The sequence below is a fragment of the Xanthomonas sp. NCPPB 3761 genome (genome assembly GCF_041475705.2).
Lineage (GTDB): Bacteria > Pseudomonadota > Gammaproteobacteria > Xanthomonadales > Xanthomonadaceae > Xanthomonas > Xanthomonas phaseoli.
The window spans coordinates 3,408,719-3,430,935 of record NZ_CM191262.1; the positions used below are offsets into that span (position 1 = coordinate 3,408,719).

The following is a 22,217-nucleotide window of genomic DNA, read 5'->3' on the forward strand; positions in this document are numbered from 1 at the left end:
TGCCCAACGAGGCTCCCTTCGCAACCAGAACACCCGGACGCGCCACTGCTCTCAGCCTTCAGCAGCGCCCGGCTACAATCGGCCGCATGCGCATCCTTCTACAACACGATCCCGGCGGTAACGCGCCGCTCCGCTACGTCCAGCTGACCCTGCAACCGGATCTGTTCGGTGGCTGGGAATTGCTGCGCGAAACCGGCGAGATCGGCGGACGCACGCAGCTGCGACGTGACCAGTACCTGCAACAGGATGAAGCGGACCGCGCCTTCGACAAGGCGCGCGACACCCAACTCAAACGCGGTTTCCAACTCATCACCGGCGGCGCCGACGACGCGCCGCGCTGAGGACACACTTTCCCATGCTCAAGAACGATCGCCTGCTGCGCGCGCTCAACCGTCAGCCCGTGGACCGCACCCCTGTGTGGTTGATGCGCCAGGCCGGCCGCTATTTGCCGGAATACCGCGCTACCCGCGCACGCGCCGGCAGCTTCCTCGGCATGGCCAAGAATCCGGACATCGCCTGCGAAGTGACCCTGCAGCCGCTGCAGCGCTTTCCGCTGGATGCCGCCATCCTGTTCTCCGACATCCTGACCATTCCCGATGCGATGGGCCTGGAGCTGTATTTCGTCGAAGGCGAAGGCCCCAAGTTCCGCCACCCGGTGCGCGATGCCGCGGCAATCCACCGCCTGGGCGTGCCGGACATGGAGACCGAGCTGCGCTACGTGATGGATGCGGTGCGGGTGATTCGCCGCGAACTGGATGGTTCCGTGCCCTTGATCGGCTTCTCCGGCAGCCCGTGGACGCTGGCCTGCTACATGATCGAAGGCGGCGGCAGCAAGGAATACGCGCGCATCAAGGCCATGGCCTTCAATGCGCCAGAGCTGCTGCATCACCTGCTTGGCACCGTCACCGACGCGGTGATCGCCTACCTGGCGGCACAACGCGCTGCAGGCGCACAGGCGCTGCAAGTGTTCGATACCTGGGGCGGTGTGCTCTCGCCGGCGATGTACCGCGAATTCTCGCTGCCCTACCTCACCCGCATCGCGCGTGAACTGGAACGCGGCACCGGGGCCGAGCGCACCCCGCTGGTGCTGTTCGGCAAGGGCAACGGCGCCTACGTGGCGGATCTCGCCGCCAGCGGCGCCGAAGCCGTGGGCGTGGACTGGACCATCTCGCTGGCTGACGCCGCCCAACGGGCGGGCGGCCGCGTAGCCCTGCAGGGCAATCTCGACCCGGCCACCCTGTACGGCTCGCCCGAAGCGATCCGGAGCGAGGTCGCCAAGACCCTGGACAGCTACGCGCAAGGCAACGGTGGCTCACGCGAAGGCCACGTCTTCAACCTCGGCCATGGCATGTCGCCGGATATGAATCCAGAGCATGTGGGCGTGTTGGTGGACGCGGTGCAGAGCCTGAGCAAGCGCTAAGCCGCCGCGTCGAGCGAGCCGGGTTACACAGACCCGGCCTGTGCTCGCGCCTGTGCCTGTGCGCACCTTGGCATTGCTGCGTCCTGTCCTGCGCTACTGAATCGATCCGCCGGATCTGCAGATTCACTTCGCCTGCCGGATTACCGGTGCTGGAGGCGCTGGGCCATGAAGCGCGTCGCGCGCTTCACACCTGCGCCCAAGCAGCCAGTGCGATAACGCGACCTCGTTGAGCGCGCGCGGCGGGCCCGGCTTCATCACAGCGCTCGCCGGCAACACACGCATGCAGGGCGTCGCACACAGCGTTCCGCGCCGTGCACAGCAGGGAAGCGATAATGCAGCGTTCCCCCGGCCAAGCCCCCATGTCTCAGCCCGTCCCCGCCTTGCGCGCCTACGCCAGCATCAAGCCGCTGCTGTGGCTGGTGTCGCTGGCGATCTTCATGCAGATGCTGGATGCGACCATCGTCAACACGGCGTTGCCGTCGATGGCGCGCAGCCTGCGCGAAAGCCCGCTGCAGATGCAGTCGGTGGTCTTCAGTTATGCGCTGGCGGTGGCGATGTTCATCCCCGCCTCCGGCTGGATCGCGGACCGCTTCGGGACCCGGCGCACCTTCCTCGCCGCGATCATCGTGTTCACCTTGGGCTCGCTGCTGTGCGCAGCCGCGCAGCACCTGCCGCAATTGGTGGCCGCACGCGTGGTGCAAGGCATCGGCGGCGCGATGCTGCTGCCGGTCGGGCGACTGGCGGTGCTCAAGACGGTAGCGCGCGCAGACTTCCTGCGCGCGATGAGCTTCATCGCGATTCCTGCCTTGATCGGCCCGCTGATCGGCCCGACCCTGGGCGGCTGGCTGGTCGAAGTCGCCTCGTGGCACTGGGTGTTCCTGATCAACCTGCCGATCGGGGTACTCGGGTTTATTGCCGCGCTGAAGATCATGCCCGACCACTATGGCGATGCACGCAAGCGCTTCGACCTGGTCGGCTACCTGATGCTGGCGTTCGGCATGGTGGCCTTGTCGCTGGCGCTGGATGGCATCTCGGAACTCGGCCTGCGCCATGCGTTCGTGATGTTGCTGGCCATCGGCGGACTGGCTGCACTGGCCGGCTACTGGCTGCATGCGGGCAACACCCCCAACGCGCTGTTTCCCCTGGCGCTGTTCAAAGTAGCGAGCTACCGCATCGGCATTCTGGGCAACCTGTTCGCACGCGTGGGCAGCGGCTCGATGCCGTTCTTGATTCCGTTGCTGTTGCAGGTGGGCCTGGGCATGAGCCCGATGAATGCCGGGCTGATGATGGTGCCGGTGGCGCTGGCGGGCATGGCCGCCAAACGCGCGGCGGTCAAGCTGGTGGGACGCTTCGGCTATCGGCGTGTGCTGATGCTCAACACCGTGTTGGTGGGCGTGGCCATGGCCAGCTTTGCGCTGATCGATATCGGCCAGCCGCTGTGGCTGCGCCTGGTGCAACTGGCCTGCTTTGGAGCGGTCAATTCACTGCAATTTACGGTCATGAACACCGTGACCCTGCGCGATCTGGACCGCGACCAGGCCAGCCCCGGCAACAGTCTGCTGTCGATGGTGATGATGCTGGCCACCGGTTTCGGCGCTGCGGCAGCGGGCAGTCTGTTGGCTGCATTCAATACGCATCTGGGCGATACGCATGGGGCTACCGCCGCCTTGCATGCCACCTTCCTGTGCGTGGGCGGCATCACCTTGTCGTCGACGTTGATCTTCTGGCAGCTGGCCGAGACGCGGCCGCACCCCAAGGAAGTGGAAGCGGTTGCCGAGTAGGTGCTGCGCTGGCGCGCTGTCACTTCCGCCGCGGCTACGCCCCATCACGTGCGCGGGCATGCCGCAACGCCTCGGCAATGGTGTTGGCCAACATCTCGCCGGTGAGCGGCTTGCGCAGGAAACGGTCGAAGCCCGCTTCCTGCGCGTTCGGTTCGGCGGCTTCATCGGAGCGTGCGGTCACCGCGATCAACGGCATCTCGTAGCCGAAGACGCGCAACTGCCGCGCCAACGCAAAGCCATCCAGCCCGGGCAGATCCAGATCCAGCAATGCCAGATCGAACGTGTTGTCGGCCGCTTCGGTCAGCGCTGCCAAACCATGCGGCGCATGCACCACCGAATGCCCCTGCGCGCGCAGCAGGCCGATGATGACCTCGGCGATGGTCGGGTCGTCTTCCACCAGCAGGATGCGCTGCGGATCGACAGGGCTGGCGGCATGCGCCACCTCGCCGTCCAGCGTCGCATTCGACGCCACCCAGCGCAGCGGCAGATCCACCACAAAGCGCGTCCCGGCGCCGAGCCGGCTGATCACCTCGATATGCCCGCCCATCGCCATCGCCAGCTCCTGACAGATCGCCAGGCCCAGACCACTGCCCCCATAGCGTGAAGTGGTCTTGGCACCGTCGCCCTGCTCGAAGCGCTGGAACAATCGCGCCTTCTGTTCGGCATTGATGCCCGGGCCTGTGTCGGCAACTTCGAAGCGCAGGCCTTGATAGGAACCGAGCGTGGTCAGCTTCAGCGCGACCACCCCGCGCTCGGTGAATTTGATCGCGTTATTGAGCAGGTTGAGCAGGATCTGCCGAATGCGGGTGGAATCGCCGCTGGCGGTGATATCGCCGAGCAGCCCGATTTCCAGGCTGAAACGCAGCCCGCGCTCCTGCGCCAACGGCGCCATCAGCGCTTCGACCTCGGCCACGAGTTGACGCACCGAAAATGGCTGGAAATCCAGTTCCAGCCGGCCCGATTCGATGCGCGCCAGATCCAGCGCATCGTTGACCAGCCGCAACAGATGCGCCCCCGCACGACGGATCGACTCGGTGTAGCTGCGCTGCGTGGGGTCCTGCGTGGTCTTGAGCAGCAATTCGCTCATGCCCAACACACCAGTCATCGGCGTACGCACCTCATGACCCAGCGTCGCCAGAAAACGCGTTTTGGCCAAAGACGCCTGTTCGGCCAGCTCCTGTTTGTGCACGGCCAGCTGCCAGGCATTCAGGCGACGCAACCGACGGCGGTACAACAAGATGGCGGCGGCGATCACGCACACCGTCAGCAGGGCCAGCAGGCTTAAACCCCACGGCGACAGCCACCATGGCGGCAACACCTGAAAACGTAATGTCTGGCTGGCCGACCAGATGCCATCTGCGGTACGCCCCTGCACTTCCAGCGTGTAATGCCCGGAGGGCAGGCGCGAAAACAACCGTTCGCCGGTGGAGCCCACGTCGATCCAGTCCGGATCGTAGCCACTGAGGCGGAAGCGGTAACTGGTGGATTCGGGATTGGTAAACGTGGGCATCCGCGCCACGATATGCAGGTCGCGATCGCCGTCCTGCACTTGCAGCGGCGCCTTGCCGGTGACATCCAGTTCGCGCTCGCCGCGTCGCAGGCTGACACGTTCGATCAACAGCTGCGGTCGGCGCAGATTCGGACGCATCGTGGCCGGATCGAACACCACGATGCCGTCGGATGTGCCGCCCAGGATCTGCCCCGTGCTTGCCTGCACCAGCGTGGCCACCTGCAGGGGCGAACTGGGAAGTCCGTCGTGCACGTCGTACACACGCACCAGCTTGCTGCCGGGGTCGACCCGAATCAGCCCACGATGACTGGAGACCCAGGCCACGCCACCGGCATCGATCACCAGGCCGGTCGGCGAGACCATCGGGAACTCCTGCTCCTTTCCCACCGTATCCAGATGCGTGAGCTGCTTGCCGTCCCAGAGATAGCGCCGCAATTGTCCGGCCAATCCGATCCAGACGATGCCGCCATCTCCCTGGCGAAACACATAGGTCGGCAGGGAAGGCGCGCCGCGGACCGGAACGAACTGGTCGGCATGCGGATCCCATCGCCACAGCCCGGCATTGTTGCTCAGCCAGATCTGCCCATCCGGCCCGATCCGCATGTCCAGAACAGTCAACGCCTTCAGCCCATGGCTTCCATAGTCGAGCGTCCTGAGCAGCTGGCCCTCGCTGCTCCACAGCTGCACCCCGTGCGTGAGCAGCGCCACCCAGATGCGGCCTTGCGCATCTTCGGCCATCCTGCCAGGCCTGCCGACATCTTCGAAATCGGCTGCGGACTCCTTGTGCCCGAGCAGTGGCCAACGCCTGACCTCGCCTGTCTGCGGGTTATATCGAACCAGCCTTTCCTGCACGCCAATCCAGACCGTTCCCCGCCTGCTTTCGATGACGGTATCGGGAATGCGTTCTGGATCGACCGAGGCCAGGCGTGACTCGACGCGGCCGGTGACGGGATCGAAATGCTCAAGGGTTCCACGGGTGCCGACCAGCCAGATCCCGCCCGTGACCGAGGGCGCCGTCGCAACGACCGAGGGGTTGGCGAGCGATTGCGGATCGTCTGCGCGATGCGAAAACAGCGCGAAGGTATCCCAGCGCGGAGGCAGGTGCCACAGCCCGCCCTCCAGGCTGGCAAACCACAGACCCCCTTCGCGGTCCTGGTAGGCGGTGATCCAGTTCCGGTTGACAAGACCGTGCGCTGAAAAACTGTAGACCGGCACGCGTTCGACGCCACCATCGCCGGTACTCATCCCCAGGCCGGTGGCGGTATCCAGCCAGTAGCGCCCGAGCCGGTCCCGCAGCAGGACACCCCTGACCTGCGCGGTGTCCTTTCCGCCTTGCCAGGGGCGGGCCGTGGGCCGCCCGACGGTGTTGAACCGGACGGGGTTGCCGTCGAAATCGGCAATCCAGAGCACCTTGCCATCGGGCTCCTTGTACATTCTGTTGACCGACTGGGACGGGCCCGGAAGCGGCACGCGCTCCAGGCGTCGACCATCCCAGTGCACAAGCCCGCCCCAGGTGCCGATCCACAGGCCGCCGTCGGGCGCAACTTCCAGACCAACGATATTGTCGGACGGCAAGCTGGCGGCATCGCCGGCCTTTGCAGAAAAGTGCTGCATGCGACCGTCGGGCCGGTAACGATAGAGGCCTTGCTTGGCGGTGCCGATCCAGATATCGCCGTTGGGCGTTTGCGCCAATGACCACAGGGTGGCGTCGCGCAATTCCGGGAACTGCGGATCTTCCAGTCGTTTGAACGTGCGTGTGTTCGCTTCCAGATAGCCGACGCCGCCGTCCTCGAAACCCATCCACACCCGATCGTCGGCATCGACACAGATGGTCCAGACCACGTTGCTGGTCAGGCCATCTTCCATCCGCCAGATCCGGTAGTTGCGGCCATCGAATCTGGCCAAGCCGTCATCGCTGGCAAGCCACAGATATCCCTGTTTGTCCTCGGCCAACTGATTGATCGTGTCCGACGGCAGCCCGTCGGCGATCGTCAGCTGGATGGGCACCGGTGTTGCGGGCGTACGCGCCTGCACCGGAAGCACTGCCAGACACAGGCACACCCAGAGCACAGCGAGCAGCCGATGGGGCAAGCAGGATAGAAAGCGCACCGGATCAACTTCACGACAAGTCGGCGCATAGTGCGGGCCACGCGCGATGCGGGCAAGCACGCTGCGCGCGTTCTGCGCGTGCGCTCAGGCCGCAAGACGCATGTGCGGCAGGGTCATTGGTCAGTCCACTGCACGCTACAGGGTTTGCGGGAAGCGGACCCAACAATGCATCCGCCGAAGCCTGCATGCGATACGACCGCCCGCCGCGCTCTGGTTGGCAGGACACCTGCAACGCCCTTTCGCCTGCCGAGACCATCGCGACCCGCATCGCTGTTCGAGCAGCCCAATGCGGGCGAACGCGCCGCATGACACCTGAGCGTTTGCTCCGGTGACAGCACATCCGCACGGCTTGTTAGCGTTTGCGACGTAACGCTTCGGCAATGCTGTCGGCCAGCATGTCGCCAGTGAGCGGCTTGCGCAGGAAGGCGTCGAAGCCCGCTTCCTGCGCACTTGGTTCGGCGACCTCATCGGCGCGTGCAGTCACGGCGATCAACGGCATGTCGTAGCCGAATACCCGCAGTTGCCGTGCCAACGCAAAGCCATCCAGCCCGGGCAGATCCAGGTCCAGTAGCGCCAGATCAAACGTGTTGTCGGCCGCTTCGGTCAACGCCGCCAGGCCATGCGGGGCATGCACGACCGAGTGTCCCTGCGCTTGCAGCAGGCCGACGATGACCTCGGCGATGGTCGGGTCGTCTTCCACCAGCAGGATGCGCTGCGGTTCGACAGCCGTCTCGGCATGCGCGGTCTGGCCACCGAGTGCGGCGTTGGAAGCCACCCAGCGCAGCGGCAACTCCACCACAAAGCGCGTCCCCGCACCCAGCCGGCTGATCACCTCGATCTGCCCGCCCATGGCGATCGCCAGCTCCTGGCAGATCGCCAGACCTAAGCCGCTGCCGCCGTAGCGCGAAGTGGTCCTGGCACCATCGCCTTGCTCGAAGCGTTGGAACAGGCGCGCTTTCTGCTCGGCGTTGATGCCGGGCCCGGTGTCGGCCACTTCGAAGCGCAGGCCTTGATAGGAACCGAGCGTGGTCAACTTCAAACCGACCACGCCGCGCTCGGTGAATTTGATCGCGTTATTGAGCAGATTGAGCAGGATCTGCCGGATACGGGTGCAATCGCCGCTGGCAGTGATGTCGCCGAGCAGCCCGATTTCCAGGCTGAAGCGCAGGCCACGCTCCTGCGCCAATGGCGCCATCAACGCCTCGACCTCGGCCACGAGCTGACGCACCGAAAACGGCTCCACATCCAGCTCCAGCCGTCCGGATTCGATGCGCGCAAGATCCAGCGCATCGTTGACCAGCCGCAACAAATGCGCGCCCGCACGGCGGATGGACTCGGTGTAACTGCGCTGCTTGATATCCAGCGAGGTCTTGAGCAGCAGCTCACTCATGCCCAAGACCCCCGTCATCGGCGTACGCACTTCGTGGCCCAGGGTCGCCAGAAAACGCGTCTTGGCCAGAGACGCCTGCTCGGCCACTTCCTGCTTGTGCATCGCGAGCTGCCACGCATTCAAGCGACGCAACCGACGGCGGTACAACAAGATGGCGGCGGCGATCACGCACACCGTCAGCAAGGCCAGCAGGCTTAAACCCCACGGCGACAGCCACCATGGCGGCAACACCTGAAAACGTAATGTCTGGCTCGCCGACCAGATACCGTCTGCGGTGCGCCCCTGCACTTCCAGCGTGTAACGGCCCGAAGGCAGACGCGAAAACAGGCGCTCGCCACTGGGCCCGACATCGATCCAGTCCGGGTCGTAGCCGCTCAGGCGGAAGCGGTAGCTGTTGGATTCGGAGTCGGCGAAGCTGAGCAGGCGGGCGACGATATGCAAGTCGCGGTCGCCGTCCTGCATGACCAAAGGCGTGAGATGACTCAGATCCAGCCCACTCTCGCCGCGGCGTAGCCCCACACGTTCGATCACCAACGGCACCCGATGATCATTCGGCTTGAGTTCGGCAGGATCGAAGATCACCAGCCCATCCGGCGTCGCGCCGACGATCATGCCCTTGGACGATTGCACCAAAGAACGCGCAACGAATTGCGGATTGGGCAGGCCGTCATGAACCCCGAACACACGCACGCCCCGCGTGGCCGGGTCAACGCGAATCAGGCCACGCATACTGGACAACCAGGCAACACCGTCGTGGTCGACCACCAGTCCCTGTGGCGCAAGCGCAGGGAAGTTCTGCTCGGGCCCCACTGTATCTAGATGTTGGAGGGTGCCGTTCTTCCACAAATAGCGATGTAGCTTCCCTAGCCCGGCGAACCAGGCGATCTCATTGTCGCTGAAGCGAAACGCGAAAATCGATTCGTCGGGCGCGCCGGCGATGCGCTCGAAGCGCGCAACCGACGCGTTCCAGCGCTGCAGACCACGATTACTCGCCAGCCAAAGCGTTCCGTCCGGCCCAGCCTGCAGGTCGTACGCCACCAGATCTGCTGCAAGGCCATGCGTTCCGCGCAGCATGGTGCGCAGCAAGCGACCTTGTTCGTCCCGCTCTTGTAGCCCCAGCGTGGCATGGACCCAGATGTGACCATCGGCGGTCTGCTGGAGCGATTCCAGGGAAGCGTCCAATGCCGCGTCCTGTGCAGCGGCGCCCGAGCCGCTTGCGGCAGCCTTCCAGCGCTGCACCTGGCCAGTGGCGGAATCAAAGCGCACCAGCTCGGCAAACTGCCCGATCCAGACGTTCCCCTTGCGATCCTCCAGCACGCTATTGGACCAGCTAGCGGACCCCAGGGTGGGCAATACACGCTCGATTTTGCCAGTGGCAGGATCTACGCGTTCGAGCACGCCGGAGGTCCCCACCAACCACATCCGGCCATCGTACGATTTTGCGGTGCCCTGGATCGCCAGGTTGCCACCTTGGCCGCCGTCGTCCATGTAGTTGAAAACTACCGCGAAACGACGCCAGTTCGAGGGGAGATGCCAGAGCCCGCCGTTGGGGCTGGCAAACCATACACCGCCCTCGCGATCCTGATATGCCGATTCCCAGTTGGGACGAATGCGCCCGTGCGCAGACAGACTGTACAGGGGGACGTTGCGCACCTCCGCACCAGTCGTATGACCTAGGCCGGCCAGGGTATCCAGCCAATAGCTGCCATCCTGGTCGCGCAACAACACGCCCAACACCGGATATTCTGCAGGCGCCTGCCAACGGTGCGGACTGAGATGACCAGTTGGATCGCGTCGAAACAGCTTGTCGTCGCTGGTGCCGATCCAGATGCTGCCATCGGCATCGGCAGTTAGCCGGGTGATGATCTGTGCGGTGCCATCCGGAAATGCCTGTCGCTCGAAATCCTTGCCCGTCCAATGCGCAGCACCATCGGCGGTACCGATCCAAAGTGTGCCGCGGGTATCGACATCGAGCCGATAGATCGCATTGTCGGGCAGGCTGCGCGGGTCGTCGGTCCGATGTACGAAATGGTCGAGCGAACCATCCGACCGCAGCCGGTATAGCCCACTCATTTCAGTGCCGAACCATATGCTGCCGTCGTCGGTGGACTTGATGTTCCAGATCGCAGCGCCGCGAAGTTCCGGATAGCGCGCACCATCATAGAAGGTGAACTGATGGCGTGCGGGGTCCAGCATCGCAAGGCCTGCCATGCCGGTTCCGATCCAGACCCGGTTGCGCTTGTCGACGTGAACCGCCCAGATCTGGTTGTCGCGCAAACCGTCTTCGATGCGCCAGATACGGAAGTTTCGCCCGTCGTAACGCGCTAACCCATCGCTGCTGGCCAGCCACAAATACCCATTGGCATCCTCATCGAAGCCATACACCACGTTGGATGGCAGTCCGTCGGCCACGGTCAGCTGCCGCGGCTGCGGCAAGACCGGCACGCCGGCCAGCGCAAGGCTCGGCCAGCCTGACACGACGGCCAGGCAAAGCAGGAATAGAACCCGCGTAATCAAGGCTTGCAGCGGCATGCGACGACTGGGGTGTTGTGGTGATAGCAGCATGCGCTCGGTGTCCTTTGCACGCATAGTGCGGACCTTGCCTGATACTGGCAACACACATAGGCGCGCCAATGGTGATCGGTTGCAGCAGCTAGGCGGGTACGGGGGACTTTAAATGATTCGATGCGAACGAGCATCGGGATCGTCAACGCATCGGACCCTTACATGCACGCTAGGCCGTCGCCTGCATGCCGACGCCCGCGCGCGCAGCCGTCATCGCTTCCACCAGCAGATCGGCAGTGACCGGTTTGCGCAGAAATCCGTCGAAGCCTGCGGCCTTCGCCTGGGTCTGCGCGGCGCTGTCGGCCCGTGCCGTGACTGCCAGCAGCGGGAAGCGGTGGCCAAGCTGGCGCAGCTGCGATGCCAGGGCAAAGCCGTCCAGCCCGGGAAGATCCAGATCCAGCAGCGCGATGTCGAACCCGCCATCCACCGTTTCCGACAATGCAGCCAGCCCATGTGCGGCATGCACGACGCGGTGGCCTCGGTTGGTCAGCAAGCCGCTGATCACCTCCGCCACGGTGGGGTCGTCTTCCACCAGCAGGATGCGCAGCGGCTCGCCTGCAAGCGGCTGGACCTGACCGGCAGCGATGCGCGTGCCGGAGCGGTCGAGCGGCAAGGGCAGATCCACGGTGAACTGGGTGCCGACGCCAAGCCGGCTGCGCACGCGGATTCGGCCCTTCATCGCCACGGTGAGTTCCTGGCAGATCGCCAGCCCGAGCCCGCTGCCGCCGTAGCGCGAACTGGTGCGCGCACCCTCGCCCTGTTCGAAGCGCTGGAACAATCGCTTCTGCTGTTCCGACCCGATGCCAGGACCCGTATCGCGCACCTTGAAGCGCAGGGCGTCGCCGTGCTGGCTGACGGTGAGCGACACCTCGCCGCGTTCGGCAAACTTGATGGCATTGCCCAGCAGGTTGATCAGGATCTGATGCACGCGCGTCGCATCGCCCACGACCATCACATGCGTGGAAAGCCGATTGCGGTACTTGAAGCACAGGCCGCGTGCCTCAGCGATGGGATGCATGAAATCAGCCAGTTCCTGGGCGAGCTGCGCGGGATCGAAGGGCTGCTGTACCAGCTCCAGCTTGCCGGCTTCGATGCGTGCCAGATCCAGCGCATCGTTGACCAAGCGCAGCAGATGCGTGCCGGCCTTGCGGATCGCATCGACATACCTGCGCTGCGTGGCATTGAGCGGCGTGGCCAGCAGCAACTCGCTCATGCCCAGCACGCCGGTCATGGGTGTACGCACTTCGTGGCCAAGCGTCGACAGGAAATGCGATTTGGCGATCGATGCCTGCTCGGCGAGCTGTTGCCGTTGCCGTGCCAGCACCCACGCCTGCTGCCGCCGCACGCGCTTTCGCCAGGCCCACATACCCAGGTACAGCAGCAGCATGCAGAGCGCTGCCGCCACCAATTGCGCGGCCGTGCTCAACCACCACGGCGGCCGTACCTTCAGTTGCAACACCGGTGCGGTGACCCAGTCGCCATCGCCTGCACGCGCCTGGACCTCGATGCGGTAGTCGCCAGGCGGCAATCGCGAGATCACGCGCTCGCCGCTGGCACCCTGCTCCACCCAACGTTCGTCGTAGCCATTGACACGGTAGCGATAGTGCGCAGAGGCCGGATCGACAAACGACAACAGCCGTGCACTGATGCGCAGATCGCGATCGCGCGCTTGCAAGACCACCGGCGCGTTGTGGGCAACCGTCTGCGGGCGCTCCGCATCGTTGCGCCGCACCTGCACCGATTCGATCACCAGGCGGGCCAGCGGCGCAGGCGCAAAAGGCCGTGACGGATCGAACAACACGATGCCGCTGGTCGTCAGCGCCAGCACCTGCCCGTTGGGGCCAATGGCCGGCGGACGCATCGAGAACTCGCTGTCTGGCAGGCCGTCGCGTGGACCGAACCGACGTACCTGCGGCTGGCCGCGCTTGTAGGCGAACAGGCCCCGCGAGGTGGTGGCCCAGACCGTGTCGTCGCCGCCCAGCGCCAGGCCGCGTATCTCGGTAGAAGGCAGGCCATGTTCCTGCCCGACCCGCTCCAGCAGGCGCGCCTGCTGCCCGTCCCAGCCGTAGCGCTCCAGCGCACCGGAACGCCCTACCCAGAACTCGCGCGGCGAAACGAAGGCCAGCGCGTAGGCTTCATGATTGGCGTCCTTGACCACTGCGCGAAATCGTTCGCCCTGCCAGACCCACACACCGTCACCGGCTGCGACCCAGGCCGTGCCATCCGGCCGCACCGTCAGTTGCTGCACCATGCCACCGACCTCACTGAGATCGGTGCCGAAGCGGAACGTGCCCAGCAGCCGCCCATCGGCGGCACGTCGTTGCACGCCACCTTCCACGATCGACACCCAGAACTCGCCATCGATGCCGGGTGTCATCAGTTCCACCCGATGCGTTGCGGAAACACCGATCTGCATCGCGAGCTTCTGCTGCTGGCCGGTCGCCGGGTCATAGCGCGTCACGCCATCGCGCAGCGCGATCCACAAACTGCCGCCCCCGGCCGGCAGCACCGACTGCACGGTGCCGCCGCCCAAGGCATCGCTGTGCAGGACCGGCACCAGTTCACCGTCATTGCCGAGCCGGTAGACGCCTTCGCCGGTCGTCACCAGAAAGCTGTCGCCATCGGCCGCAGCGTTGACCAGGTACAAGCTCTCCAGCGGCTTGCCCTGGGTCTGGAAAATGGTGGAAAACCGCCGCCAATCCGGCGGCGAATACGCCACGCCCTGCGAAATCAGTCCGAGCCATAGCCCGCCCTGGCGATCCTGCATCGCATCGAGTACACCGCTATGCGCGGTGAGGAAGCCGCTGCCGCGATCGCCTTCCATCAGGCGCAGCGCGGTGTCTCCCGGCGCCACCCGGAAAAATCCGTCGGCCGCACCAACCCAGTAGCCGCCGTGCACATCGTGTACCACGGTAGCGGCACGTAGGGCATCGGCCCCGCTCCAGGGCGCGCGTTCCAGCGCACCGGCAGGCGTCACCCTGTACACGCCCTTGCTGGTCCCGACCCACACCGTACCGTCGGTATCCTTGCTGAGCTTGAAAACCGTCGCGCTTAGTCGGTCTGGCGCGATGCGCACGAAGCGCTCGCCGTCGCGCATCACCAACCCGCTATCGGTGCCGATCCATAGCCGGCCGCGCGCATCGGTCACCAGGCTCATGATGGTGTTGCTGGGCAGTCCGTCCGCCGCATCCGGCGTGGCACGGAACGCCGTCACCCGACCATTCTCTTCGCGCCGGCAGAGCCCGGCGCTGCTGGTTCCTATCCAGATCGCATCCTGGGCCTGGGCCAGCGCCCAGACCTGTCCATCGCATGCGGTGCCAACATCGGGAAATGTCCTAAATGCCGAGCGCGCCGCATCCAGCATGCTCGGTGGCGAGCCGTTGATGCCAACCCATATCCGGTCGCGATCATCGACCAACAGCGTTTCCACTTCGTTGCCCGGGATCGAACTGGCGACATGCGGATCGTGCTGCCATACCTGCAAACCGATGCCGTCATAGCGCGCCAGGCCATCGCTGGTCGCCGCCCAGACATAGCCTTGCCGATCCTGGGCCAAGGCCAGCACCATGCGCGAAGGCAGGCCTTCGGCACCACCGAAGCGGCGCATGCGCGGAGTCTCGATCTGATTCACCGCCGCCGCATCCACGCTGCTCAACAGCAAGAGCACGGCCAGCATCGACAACAGCACGTCCTTCATCGTCATCCCTGCCCCCATCGCCGCGTGTGCACCCAGGCGCTCCTTGTTGGGACTGCACTTTACCCGCTACGCGGCAGTTCTTGGTTGCGCAAAGTGGCTCGCCCCTTGGCGAAGTTGCCGGTCTGCTGATCGCTACGACCGGGCCGGCATGCGACCACGGCCTGGCCGGCCAATGCGGCAGCTACCTGCGTGCACGCCACTGATTGCGGGGTACGCAGTGCCGGTTTGCCGTCTGCCATGCGGAACCAAGACAGCGCCAGGCTGCTGTCGCGTCCTCGGCGGGCTTGCCCCTGGACCTACGCGTCGCCGGCCTCGCGATCGCGCTGGCCATCATCGGCATCGGCAAGCACCCGCGCCAATGCCTGTGCCAGCAAGTCGCCCGTGACCGGTTTGCGCAGGAAGCCATTGCAGCCGGCGGCCATCGCCTGCGGTTCGGCATCGGTGTCGGCACGTGCGGTCACCGCCACGATCGGGAAGCGCACCCCGCGCGCGCGCAGCTGCGCCACCAGCGCCGCGCCGTCGAGGCCGGGCAGATCCAGATCGCACAATCCAGCATCGAAACTGCGCGTACTTACCTCTGCCAGCGCGGCAAGACCATGCAGTACATGCGTGACGTGATGCCCGCGCGTCTGCAGCAGGCCCACGATCACCTGCGCCACGGTCGCATCGTCCTCGACCAGGAGCAACTGCAACGGCGCTTGCTCACGCAGCGACGGGGCGCGCACCGCAGGCGCCATGACCGCAGGTAACGTGGACACCCAGTGCAACGGCAGCTCGACCACAAAACACGCGCCCTGCCCCAGCGCACTGGTGACCGTCACCGCCCCGCCCATCGCCGCCGCAAGTTCGCGGCAGATCGCCAGCCCCAGCCCACTGCCACCGTGCCGTGCCAGCGTGACCGCGCCTTCGGCCTGTTCAAAGCGCTGAAATAGGCGTCCGCGCTGCTCGGCGCTCATACCCGGCCCGGTGTCGCGCACTTCCACGCGCAGACCCTGCCCGGTATGCAGCGGCAACGTGGTGACGCGCAGGTGCACGCTCCCGCGCTCGGTGAACTTCACCGCATTGAACAGCAGATTCAACAGGATCTGCTGCACGCGGCTGGCATCACCGTGCAATGCCGGCGGCAATGCATCGTCGAGCTCGCAATGGAAGGCCAGCTGCTTCTGCTCGGCACTCGGGCGTACCAGTTCCACCACGTGCCCGACCAACTGACGCAGGTCGAAATCGCGATAATCCAGCGGCAATTTGCCCGCTTCGATCCGGGCCAGATCCAGTGCATCGTTGACCAGACGCAGCAAGTGCTTGCCGGCCAGCTGGATCGCGCTTGCATAGCCTTGCTGGCGGCCATCCAATGGGGTCTGCAGCAGCAACTCGCTCATGCCCAGCACACCGGTCATCGGCGTACGTACCTCGTGACCCAACGTTGCCAGAAAGCGCGTCTTGGCCAGCGATGCCTGCTGGGCCAACTCACGTTTGTGCTGCGCCAGCTGCCACTGCGCGCGCATGCGGATACGTCGCCGATATGCGGCGGCCAGCAAGGCGCTCAACAGCAATCCGGAAAAACCAATCAGCGCAATCCCGATCTCGCTACGCCACCAGGGCGGCCTCACCGAAAATTGCAGCGAACGCACCTGCGAGCGATTGCCCAGCGGGTCGATGCCCTGCAGCGCAAGCTCATAGTTGCCGGCAGGCAGGCTGGCGAATTCGCGGATGCCGGTGTTGCCTATGGTCTGCCAGTCCGTATCGAAGCCTTTCAGGAAGCTGCGATACCGATTGGACAGCGGGTCGCTGTACGACAGCAGGCGGCTGACGATCTGCAGCTGACGGTCCTCGGGGCCCAGCTGGAACGGGCGGTCCATGGGCAAGGCGATGCGTGCGCCATTGCGCAGCACGCTGACATGTTCCAGCTGCAGTGCCGGCACGAACGGTGCAACATCCGGCATCGCGGTATCCAGCAGCACGGTTGAGCCATCGCTGGTTGCGCCGATCAAGGTATCGCCCGAGGTCAACAGGCAATGCTGGATGAACTCCTGACTGGTGAGGCCATCGCGCGTGCCGATATTGCGCACCCGCGCCGGATGCACCGAGGGATCGATCCGCCAAAGCCCGCGCAGACTGGAAATCCAGACACGGCCACGCGGGTCGATCTGCATGGCAGAGGCATCGAACCCGTTCAGTCCATCCGCTTCGCCGACCTGACGGACGCGCTTCCAGCCGGCTGCGCGCTTTTGCCACTGCTCTGCACCGGAGGCGCGATACACCCAAAGCGTGTCCGCAGACTGGCTGGCAAATGCCTGGATCGGCGTCCCCTCGAGCCCTGCCACCGGCACGAAGCGGCCTGTCGCCTCGTCCCATGCGAACATGCCGCCCTCGCCGGCCACCCAGACGCGCCCGTCGGGTCCCTGATCCAGCTGTTGGATGTCGATCGCGCGTAGGCCACGCAGGTCTTGTTGGGTCATCCGCTGCAAGACCTTGCCGGTGCGCAGGTCGCGCTGCTGCACCATGTCGATGAAGGCCATCCAGACGGTGTCGCCATGCTCCATGATCCATTCCGGCGCCGACAACGCCGATGACGGTTCGGGCCCATCGGACGGCCAGTGCACGAAGTCACCGGTACGCAGGTCCATCCGCGAAAGGCCAAAGGTCAGATTCCCCAGCCACACCCGTTGCAGGCGATCTTCCAATGCCGACACCAACTCCATCCCTTTGAGCTGCGGCGACTGCAGGCCTGTCTGGAACGAATCGCCGGTGCTCGGATCCACGCGCAACAGACGCCCCTGCGCATCGACCTGCCACAAGCCGCCTGAGCGCTTGGCAGGCGCCAGGTTGCAATAAATCGCATCGCCCATCGGCACCGCGGGCTTGAGCACGGCACTGCGCTTCCAGTCGGCCGGCAGATACCCAAGCCCGGTGCCATGCATGGGCACCCACAGGCCGCCATCGGCCGCCCCCATCAAGCCGATCACGTTACGCCGCGACAACGGCCCCTCCCCGCTCAAGGCGGGCACCGGTGGACGCTCTCCGCGCGTGCGCCACAACCCACGCCCGCTGCCCAGCCAGAATTCGCCATCCGGCGTTGCGACTGCGCCCCAGAATTCATTGCCATTGCCGAACATCGTTGACCAGGCAAGCGGCTGCCAGCGACCGTCGGCGCGCAGCACATGCAATCCCGATTCGCTTCCCAGCCACAAACGGTCCCCGGTCCACTGCAAACCGAAGACGGCCGCTTCCCGGTTCGGCTCGTCCGCGATGTACTGGCGGTGCAGTTGCTTGCCGTCGTAATAGGCCAGGCCATTGCTGGTGCCGATCCACAGGCGGTGCTGGTTGTCCACCGCCAGGTTCATGACCATGGCGTGATCCAGCGCGCCTTCGATCCCGCCCAGATTCACCGACGACATCCCTCCGCTGGCATCGATGCGCACCAGCGCACCGGTGGTGGTGCCGGCCCAGATGCCGCCATCGAACGCGGCGATGCTGAAGATCTCGCCGTCCTTCAACAATGGATAGTCTGCAGCGCGATAGTGAACAAAGCGCCTACGGCCGGCATCCAGCACGCTCAGCGTCTTGCCGCACCCCACCCAGACCCGGTCCAGCGCATCGATATGCAATGCCTGCACCGCGTTGCAGGGCAACGAGCCAGGGTCGGCCGGATCGTGACGCCAGGTCCTGAAGCCGGCGCCGTCGTAACGCACCAGACCGTCGAGCGTTCCAAGCCATAAATAGCCGGCGCGATCCTGGCTGATGGCGACCACCATCGTCGAAGGCAATCCTTCGCTGGGTCCCACGATCCGAAAGCGTGGCACTTCCGGAATCTTTGCCGCGCACGGCCAGATGGCCAACAACACGGCCAGCACCACGATGAGTACACGCATGGGGGAATCCTTTCCTCGTCCAGCCGGCATGCTCGCAACGGATCGTTGCGAGCGCAAGCCAAGCGCGCGTTGCCGGGATATGTCTAGAATCCGCCCATGACAATCCTCGCCCGCTTAGTGGTGTCCTCTGCCCTGGTCGCAACCAGTCTCGCCGCCACCGCTGCGCCAGCGCGGTATGCGCTGGATCCGGTGCATACCCGGGTGCTGTTCGCGGTGGAACATGCCGGCTTTTCCAAGGCATTGGGCACCGTTTCCGGAAGTAGCGGCACCCTGGTCTTCGACCCGGACGACTGGGCCGCCGCCCGTCTGGATGTCACCGTGCCGCTGCACCGCGCCGACCTGGGCGATGCCAAGTGGAACCAGGCCACCCTGGCACGCAACCTACTCGACGCCGAGCGCTTTCCCGACGCGCATTTCGTCTCCACGCACGTCGAGGCCAGCGGCGAAAACCATGCCAAGGTCACCGGTAACCTGACCCTGCACGGGGTCACCCGCCCGGTCACCCTGGACGTCACCCTCAACGCGCTCAAGCGTCACCCGCTGCCGCCGTTCCGCCGCACCGCCGGTTTCTCCGCCACCGCCACGCTGAGCCGTTCCGCGTTCGGGATTGATGCGTGGAAATCGATGATCGGCGACAGCGTGGAGTTGCGCATCGAAGCCGAAGCCGTGCGCGAAGGGCGCGCCGACGACGAGACGCCCGAGCCGCAGGCCGCACCCACCACGCCGGACACCGCCGCCAACCAGGAATCGGGAACATGAGCCTGAAGAACGTCGAACGCTGGGGCGGCGTCAGCCAGACCCTGCACTGGCTGATCGCCCTGCTGATCCTGGTGTTGGGCATCGTCGGCCTGACCATGGGCGAACTGCCCAAGACCCCGAAATACTTCTGGGTATACACCGCACACAAGTCGGTGGGGCTGACTGTCCTGGCCTTGGTGATCGTGCGGCTTGGCTGGCGCATCTACGCCGGTGCACCGCCGCCGGTGGCCGGTACGCCGCGCTGGCAGGAGCGCATTGCCGGGTTCACCCACTGGCTGTTGTACGCCATGATCTTCGCCATGCCGCTGTCGGGCTGGCTGTACGACTCCACCAGCGGACTGCGGCCGTTCCGTTGGTTCGGCCTGTTCAATGTGCCCAAGCTCAGCCCCCCGGACGAACAATTGCGCGCCATTGCGCACTTCATCCACGAATGGGGTTTCTGGCTGCTGATTGCCGTGGTACTGGCGCATGCCGGCGCTGCGTTTTACCACCACCTGTTCCAGCGCGACGCCACCCTGGCGCGGATGTTGCCGCGTGGCTGGCTGGCTCCCAAACCATAAGGATTTCCCATGTCGTCCAAGTTGTTTGTCTCTCCGATGCTGGTCGCAGCCTCGCTGGTTGCCACGTTCGCCGCCGCACCGGTGCTGGCCGCCGACTACGTGCAGGCGCCGGGCTCCAGCCTGGTTTTTGCCAGCAAGTACGACGGCGAGGTGTTCACCGGCAAGTTCCCCGGCTTCGACACAACGCTGAGCTTCGATCCGGCCAACCTGGCCGGGGCCAAACTCGACGTGCGCATCCCGCTGGCCAGCGCGGTCAGCGGCAACAACGACCGCGATTCCACCCTGCAGGGCCCGGATTTCTTCAACGTCGCCAAGTTCGCCACCGCGCGCTACCGCGCCGACAAGTTCCGCGCCCTGGGCGGCAACCAATACGCCGCCGATGGCACCCTGGAACTACGCGGCGTCAGCAAGCCGGTCACGCTGACCTTTACCTGGACACCCGGCGCGCAGCCGGTGCTGGCGGGCAAGGCTGTCGTCAAGCGACTGGACTTTGGCGTGGGCGGTGGCGACTGGGCCGACACCAAGACCATTCCCAACGAAACCGCGATCAGCACCAAGGTCGTGTTGAAGGCGAAGTAACGCCACAGGCCGCACCGGACGCAGCCACTGAGCGGCGGACTACTCGTCGGGTCCGCCGCTTTTTTATGCCCGCACGGGGTGGGACAGCCAGCCGATGCTCACCGGCTGCGACACGGATTGCGGCCTCGGCACGTTGTCGCGCCGCGACTATCTCTCGGCGCCATTTTCGTCCAGCCATGCGCGCAAGCGCACGCGATCGAACGGCCAATCCAGCTCGCGTCCACGCGCATCGCGCAGCACCGGCACACGCGCGCCATAAACGGCCTCAAGCGTCGCGTCGTCGTCGATGAACACGCTCTCGAAATCGCCTGCACGCGCCCGCGCCAGCACTTCCACGGCCTGGTCGCACAGATGGCAATCGTCGCGCTGGTACAGGGTCAGGGGCATCGGCCGGGCTCTCATGCTGCGCTGCAGCCGTGCCGCAAGCGCCGAACGACTAGAATAGCCGCCTTTACGCTCACCTCTCCGGCACGCATGGCTGTCAGCACGTTCGACCTGTTCAAGATCGGTATCGGTCCCAGTTCTTCCCACACCGTGGGGCCGATGCGCGCCGCCGAGCGCTTTGTGCATCGCTGGCTGCTCGATGCCGGGCGCCTGCAGGACGTGGTGCGCATCCGCGCCGAAGTGTTCGGTTCGCTCGCCCTGACCGGCCGCGGCCATGGCACCGACAAGGCGGTGTTGCTGGGGCTGGAGGGCCATCGCCCGAACCTGATCGACCCGGACATCATCCCTGCCACGCTGGAGCGCATTCGCACCAGCAAGCGCATCACCTTGATGGGCCAGCACGCCATCGTCTTCGACGAAAAGCGCGACTTGCCGATGAACAAGCGGCAGAAGCTGCCCTACCACACCAACGGCATGCGCTTTACGGCCTACGACGCCGACGAAGCCGTCATCGCCACACGCGATTACTATTCGGTCGGCGGTGGCTTTGTCGTCAACCAGGACGACGCTGCCGACGATCGCATCGTGGCCGACGAAACGCCGCTGCCCTACCCGTTCCTCAGTGGAGACGAACTGCTGGCGCAATGCGCGCGCAGTGGTTTGAGCATTGCCGCGCTGATGTTCGAAAACGAGAAGAGCTGGCGCAGCGAAGACGAGATCCGTGCTGGCCTGCGCGAACTGTGGAATGCGATGCAGTCCTGCGTAACGCGCGGCATCCGCGAAGAAGGCACGCTACCGGGCGGCCTGAATGTCTCGCGCCGCGCGCCAGCGCTGTACCGCGAATTGTCCTCCAAGCCGGAAGCGGCCATGCGCGACCCGTTGACCACGCTGGACTGGGTCAACCTGTATGCGCTGGCAGTCAACGAAGAAAACGCCGCCGGCGGCCGCGTGGTCACCGCGCCCACCAACGGCGCGGCCGGCATCATTCCGGCGGTGCTGCATTATTTCGACCGGTTCTGCGCGGGTGCCTGCGAACAACGCATCTTCGACTTCCTGCTCACCGCAGCGGCCATCGGCATTCTCTATAAGGAAAACGCCTCGATTTCCGGTGCAGAAGTCGGCTGCCAGGGCGAAGTGGGGGTGGCCTGCTCGATGGCCGCCGGCGGCCTGGTCGCCGCGCTTGGCGGCAACCCGGGGCAGATCGAAAACGCCGCGGAAATCGGCATGGAACACAACCTGGGCCTGACCTGCGATCCGATCGGCGGGCTGGTGCAGATTCCGTGCATCGAACGCAACGCCATGGGCGCGGTGAAGGCCATCAACGCCAGCCGCATGGCGATGCGCGGCGACGGCAAGCACAAGGTGTCGCTGGACAAGGTCATCAAGACCATGCGCGACACCGGCCGCGACATGCAGGACAAGTACAAGGAAACCAGCCGCGGCGGGCTGGCGGTGAACGTCATCGAATGCTGAGCAGCGCTTATGACGCCACGCACGCCCCCGCGGCACTGACCACGGCGTCGGCAGTCTCGCGGCAGCGTAACGACGACACCTGCTGAACACCTGCCGCCATGGCGATCTGTGACGTGTC

General features: G+C 65.3%; 13 protein-coding genes. 7 read left to right on the forward strand and 6 right to left on the reverse strand.

Features of this window, described 5'->3' with window-relative positions; all coding sequences use genetic code 11:
* Window positions 1-86: 86 nt before the first annotated feature.
* The 3 genes from ACCQ00_RS14955 (at window position 87) to mdtD (ending at window position 3,201) form a co-directional block, all read left to right on the forward strand.
* Window positions 87-341 (forward strand): WGR domain-containing protein, encoded by a 255-nt coding sequence (locus ACCQ00_RS14955; RefSeq protein ID WP_005928169.1) that lies wholly within the window; start codon window positions 87-89, stop codon window positions 339-341.
* A gap of 14 nt (window positions 342-355) precedes the next feature.
* Window positions 356-1,420 carry a uroporphyrinogen decarboxylase gene (hemE, locus tag ACCQ00_RS14960; RefSeq protein ID WP_017157843.1) on the forward strand — a complete coding sequence of 355 codons (1,065 nt, stop codon included), beginning with the start codon at window positions 356-358 and terminating at the stop codon, window positions 1,418-1,420.
* Between the two features lie 359 nt (window positions 1,421-1,779).
* Window positions 1,780-3,201 carry a multidrug transporter subunit MdtD gene (gene mdtD / locus ACCQ00_RS14965; RefSeq protein WP_039583691.1) on the forward strand — a complete coding sequence of 474 codons (1,422 nt, stop codon included), beginning with the start codon at window positions 1,780-1,782 and terminating at the stop codon, window positions 3,199-3,201.
* A 34-nt stretch (window positions 3,202-3,235) separates the two neighbouring features.
* Here the strand turns inward: mdtD and ACCQ00_RS14970 are convergent, their stop codons facing one another.
* The 5 genes from ACCQ00_RS14970 to ACCQ00_RS14990 form a co-directional block, all read right to left on the reverse strand.
* Window positions 3,236-6,781 carry a hybrid sensor histidine kinase/response regulator gene (locus tag ACCQ00_RS14970; protein WP_039572246.1) on the reverse strand — a complete coding sequence of 1,182 codons (3,546 nt, stop codon included), beginning with the start codon at window positions 6,779-6,781 and terminating at the stop codon, window positions 3,236-3,238.
* A gap of 391 nt (window positions 6,782-7,172) precedes the next feature.
* Window positions 7,173-10,742, reverse strand: coding sequence for a hybrid sensor histidine kinase/response regulator (locus tag ACCQ00_RS14975; RefSeq protein WP_039572249.1), 3,570 nt, complete (start codon window positions 10,740-10,742; stop codon window positions 7,173-7,175).
* A gap of 202 nt (window positions 10,743-10,944) precedes the next feature.
* A complete protein-coding gene (locus ACCQ00_RS14980; RefSeq protein WP_039572251.1) occupies window positions 10,945-14,472 on the reverse strand; it encodes a sensor histidine kinase in 3,528 nt (1,175 codons plus the stop codon).
* Window positions 14,473-14,531: 59 nt separating this feature from the next.
* The gene (locus ACCQ00_RS14985) at window positions 14,532-14,711 is read right to left on the reverse strand and encodes a hypothetical protein (RefSeq protein ID WP_039572254.1); all 180 of its coding nucleotides are present in this window, start codon (window positions 14,709-14,711) and stop codon (window positions 14,532-14,534) included.
* Between the two features lie 57 nt (window positions 14,712-14,768).
* On the reverse strand, window positions 14,769-18,344 hold the full coding sequence (locus ACCQ00_RS14990) for a hybrid sensor histidine kinase/response regulator (protein ID WP_372353970.1): 3,576 nt from the start codon (window positions 18,342-18,344) through the stop codon (window positions 14,769-14,771).
* 96 nt (window positions 18,345-18,440) lie between these two features.
* Between ACCQ00_RS14990 and ACCQ00_RS14995 the strand changes: the two genes are divergently transcribed.
* The 3 genes from ACCQ00_RS14995 to ACCQ00_RS15005 are packed head-to-tail and all read left to right on the forward strand — an operon-like array spanning window position 18,441 to window position 20,242.
* Entirely contained in the window at window positions 18,441-19,103 is a 663-nt protein-coding gene (locus ACCQ00_RS14995; RefSeq protein ID WP_017157850.1) for a YceI family protein, read from the forward strand.
* Entirely contained in the window at window positions 19,100-19,663 is a 564-nt protein-coding gene (locus ACCQ00_RS15000) for a cytochrome b (RefSeq protein ID WP_039572261.1), read from the forward strand. The genes ACCQ00_RS14995 and ACCQ00_RS15000 overlap by 4 nt, the downstream gene beginning before the upstream one ends.
* A gap of 9 nt (window positions 19,664-19,672) precedes the next feature.
* The gene (locus ACCQ00_RS15005; RefSeq protein ID WP_003490276.1) at window positions 19,673-20,242 is read left to right on the forward strand and encodes a YceI family protein; all 570 of its coding nucleotides are present in this window, start codon (window positions 19,673-19,675) and stop codon (window positions 20,240-20,242) included.
* A gap of 147 nt (window positions 20,243-20,389) precedes the next feature.
* Here the strand turns inward: ACCQ00_RS15005 and ACCQ00_RS15010 are convergent, their stop codons facing one another.
* The gene (locus tag ACCQ00_RS15010) at window positions 20,390-20,629 is read right to left on the reverse strand and encodes a glutaredoxin family protein (protein WP_017157852.1); all 240 of its coding nucleotides are present in this window, start codon (window positions 20,627-20,629) and stop codon (window positions 20,390-20,392) included.
* A gap of 87 nt (window positions 20,630-20,716) precedes the next feature.
* On the opposite strand from ACCQ00_RS15010, the gene ACCQ00_RS15015 reads away from it, so the two are divergent.
* The gene (locus ACCQ00_RS15015; protein ID WP_017157853.1) at window positions 20,717-22,099 is read left to right on the forward strand and encodes an L-serine ammonia-lyase; all 1,383 of its coding nucleotides are present in this window, start codon (window positions 20,717-20,719) and stop codon (window positions 22,097-22,099) included.
* Window positions 22,100-22,217 lie beyond the last annotated feature (118 nt).

Coding starts and splice junctions, on each gene's coding strand:
- ACCQ00_RS14955 (WP_005928169.1), top strand. CDS start 87: ATGCGCATCCTTCTACAACACGATCCCGGCGGTAACGCGCCGCTCCGC.
- ACCQ00_RS14980 (WP_039572251.1), bottom strand. CDS start 14,472: ATGAAGGACGTGCTGTTGTCGATGCTGGCCGTGCTCTTGCTGTTGAGC.
- ACCQ00_RS14990 (WP_372353970.1), bottom strand. CDS start 18,344: ATGCGTGTACTCATCGTGGTGCTGGCCGTGTTGTTGGCCATCTGGCCG.
- ACCQ00_RS15005 (WP_003490276.1), top strand. CDS start 19,673: ATGTCGTCCAAGTTGTTTGTCTCTCCGATGCTGGTCGCAGCCTCGCTG.
- mdtD (WP_039583691.1), top strand. CDS start 1,780: ATGTCTCAGCCCGTCCCCGCCTTGCGCGCCTACGCCAGCATCAAGCCG.
- ACCQ00_RS15010 (WP_017157852.1), bottom strand. CDS start 20,629: ATGCCCCTGACCCTGTACCAGCGCGACGATTGCCATCTGTGCGACCAG.
- ACCQ00_RS14985 (WP_039572254.1), bottom strand. CDS start 14,711: ATGGCAGACGGCAAACCGGCACTGCGTACCCCGCAATCAGTGGCGTGC.
- ACCQ00_RS14975 (WP_039572249.1), bottom strand. CDS start 10,742: ATGCCGCTGCAAGCCTTGATTACGCGGGTTCTATTCCTGCTTTGCCTG.
- ACCQ00_RS14995 (WP_017157850.1), top strand. CDS start 18,441: ATGACAATCCTCGCCCGCTTAGTGGTGTCCTCTGCCCTGGTCGCAACC.
- ACCQ00_RS15015 (WP_017157853.1), top strand. CDS start 20,717: ATGGCTGTCAGCACGTTCGACCTGTTCAAGATCGGTATCGGTCCCAGT.
- ACCQ00_RS15000 (WP_039572261.1), top strand. CDS start 19,100: ATGAGCCTGAAGAACGTCGAACGCTGGGGCGGCGTCAGCCAGACCCTG.
- hemE (WP_017157843.1), top strand. CDS start 356: ATGCTCAAGAACGATCGCCTGCTGCGCGCGCTCAACCGTCAGCCCGTG.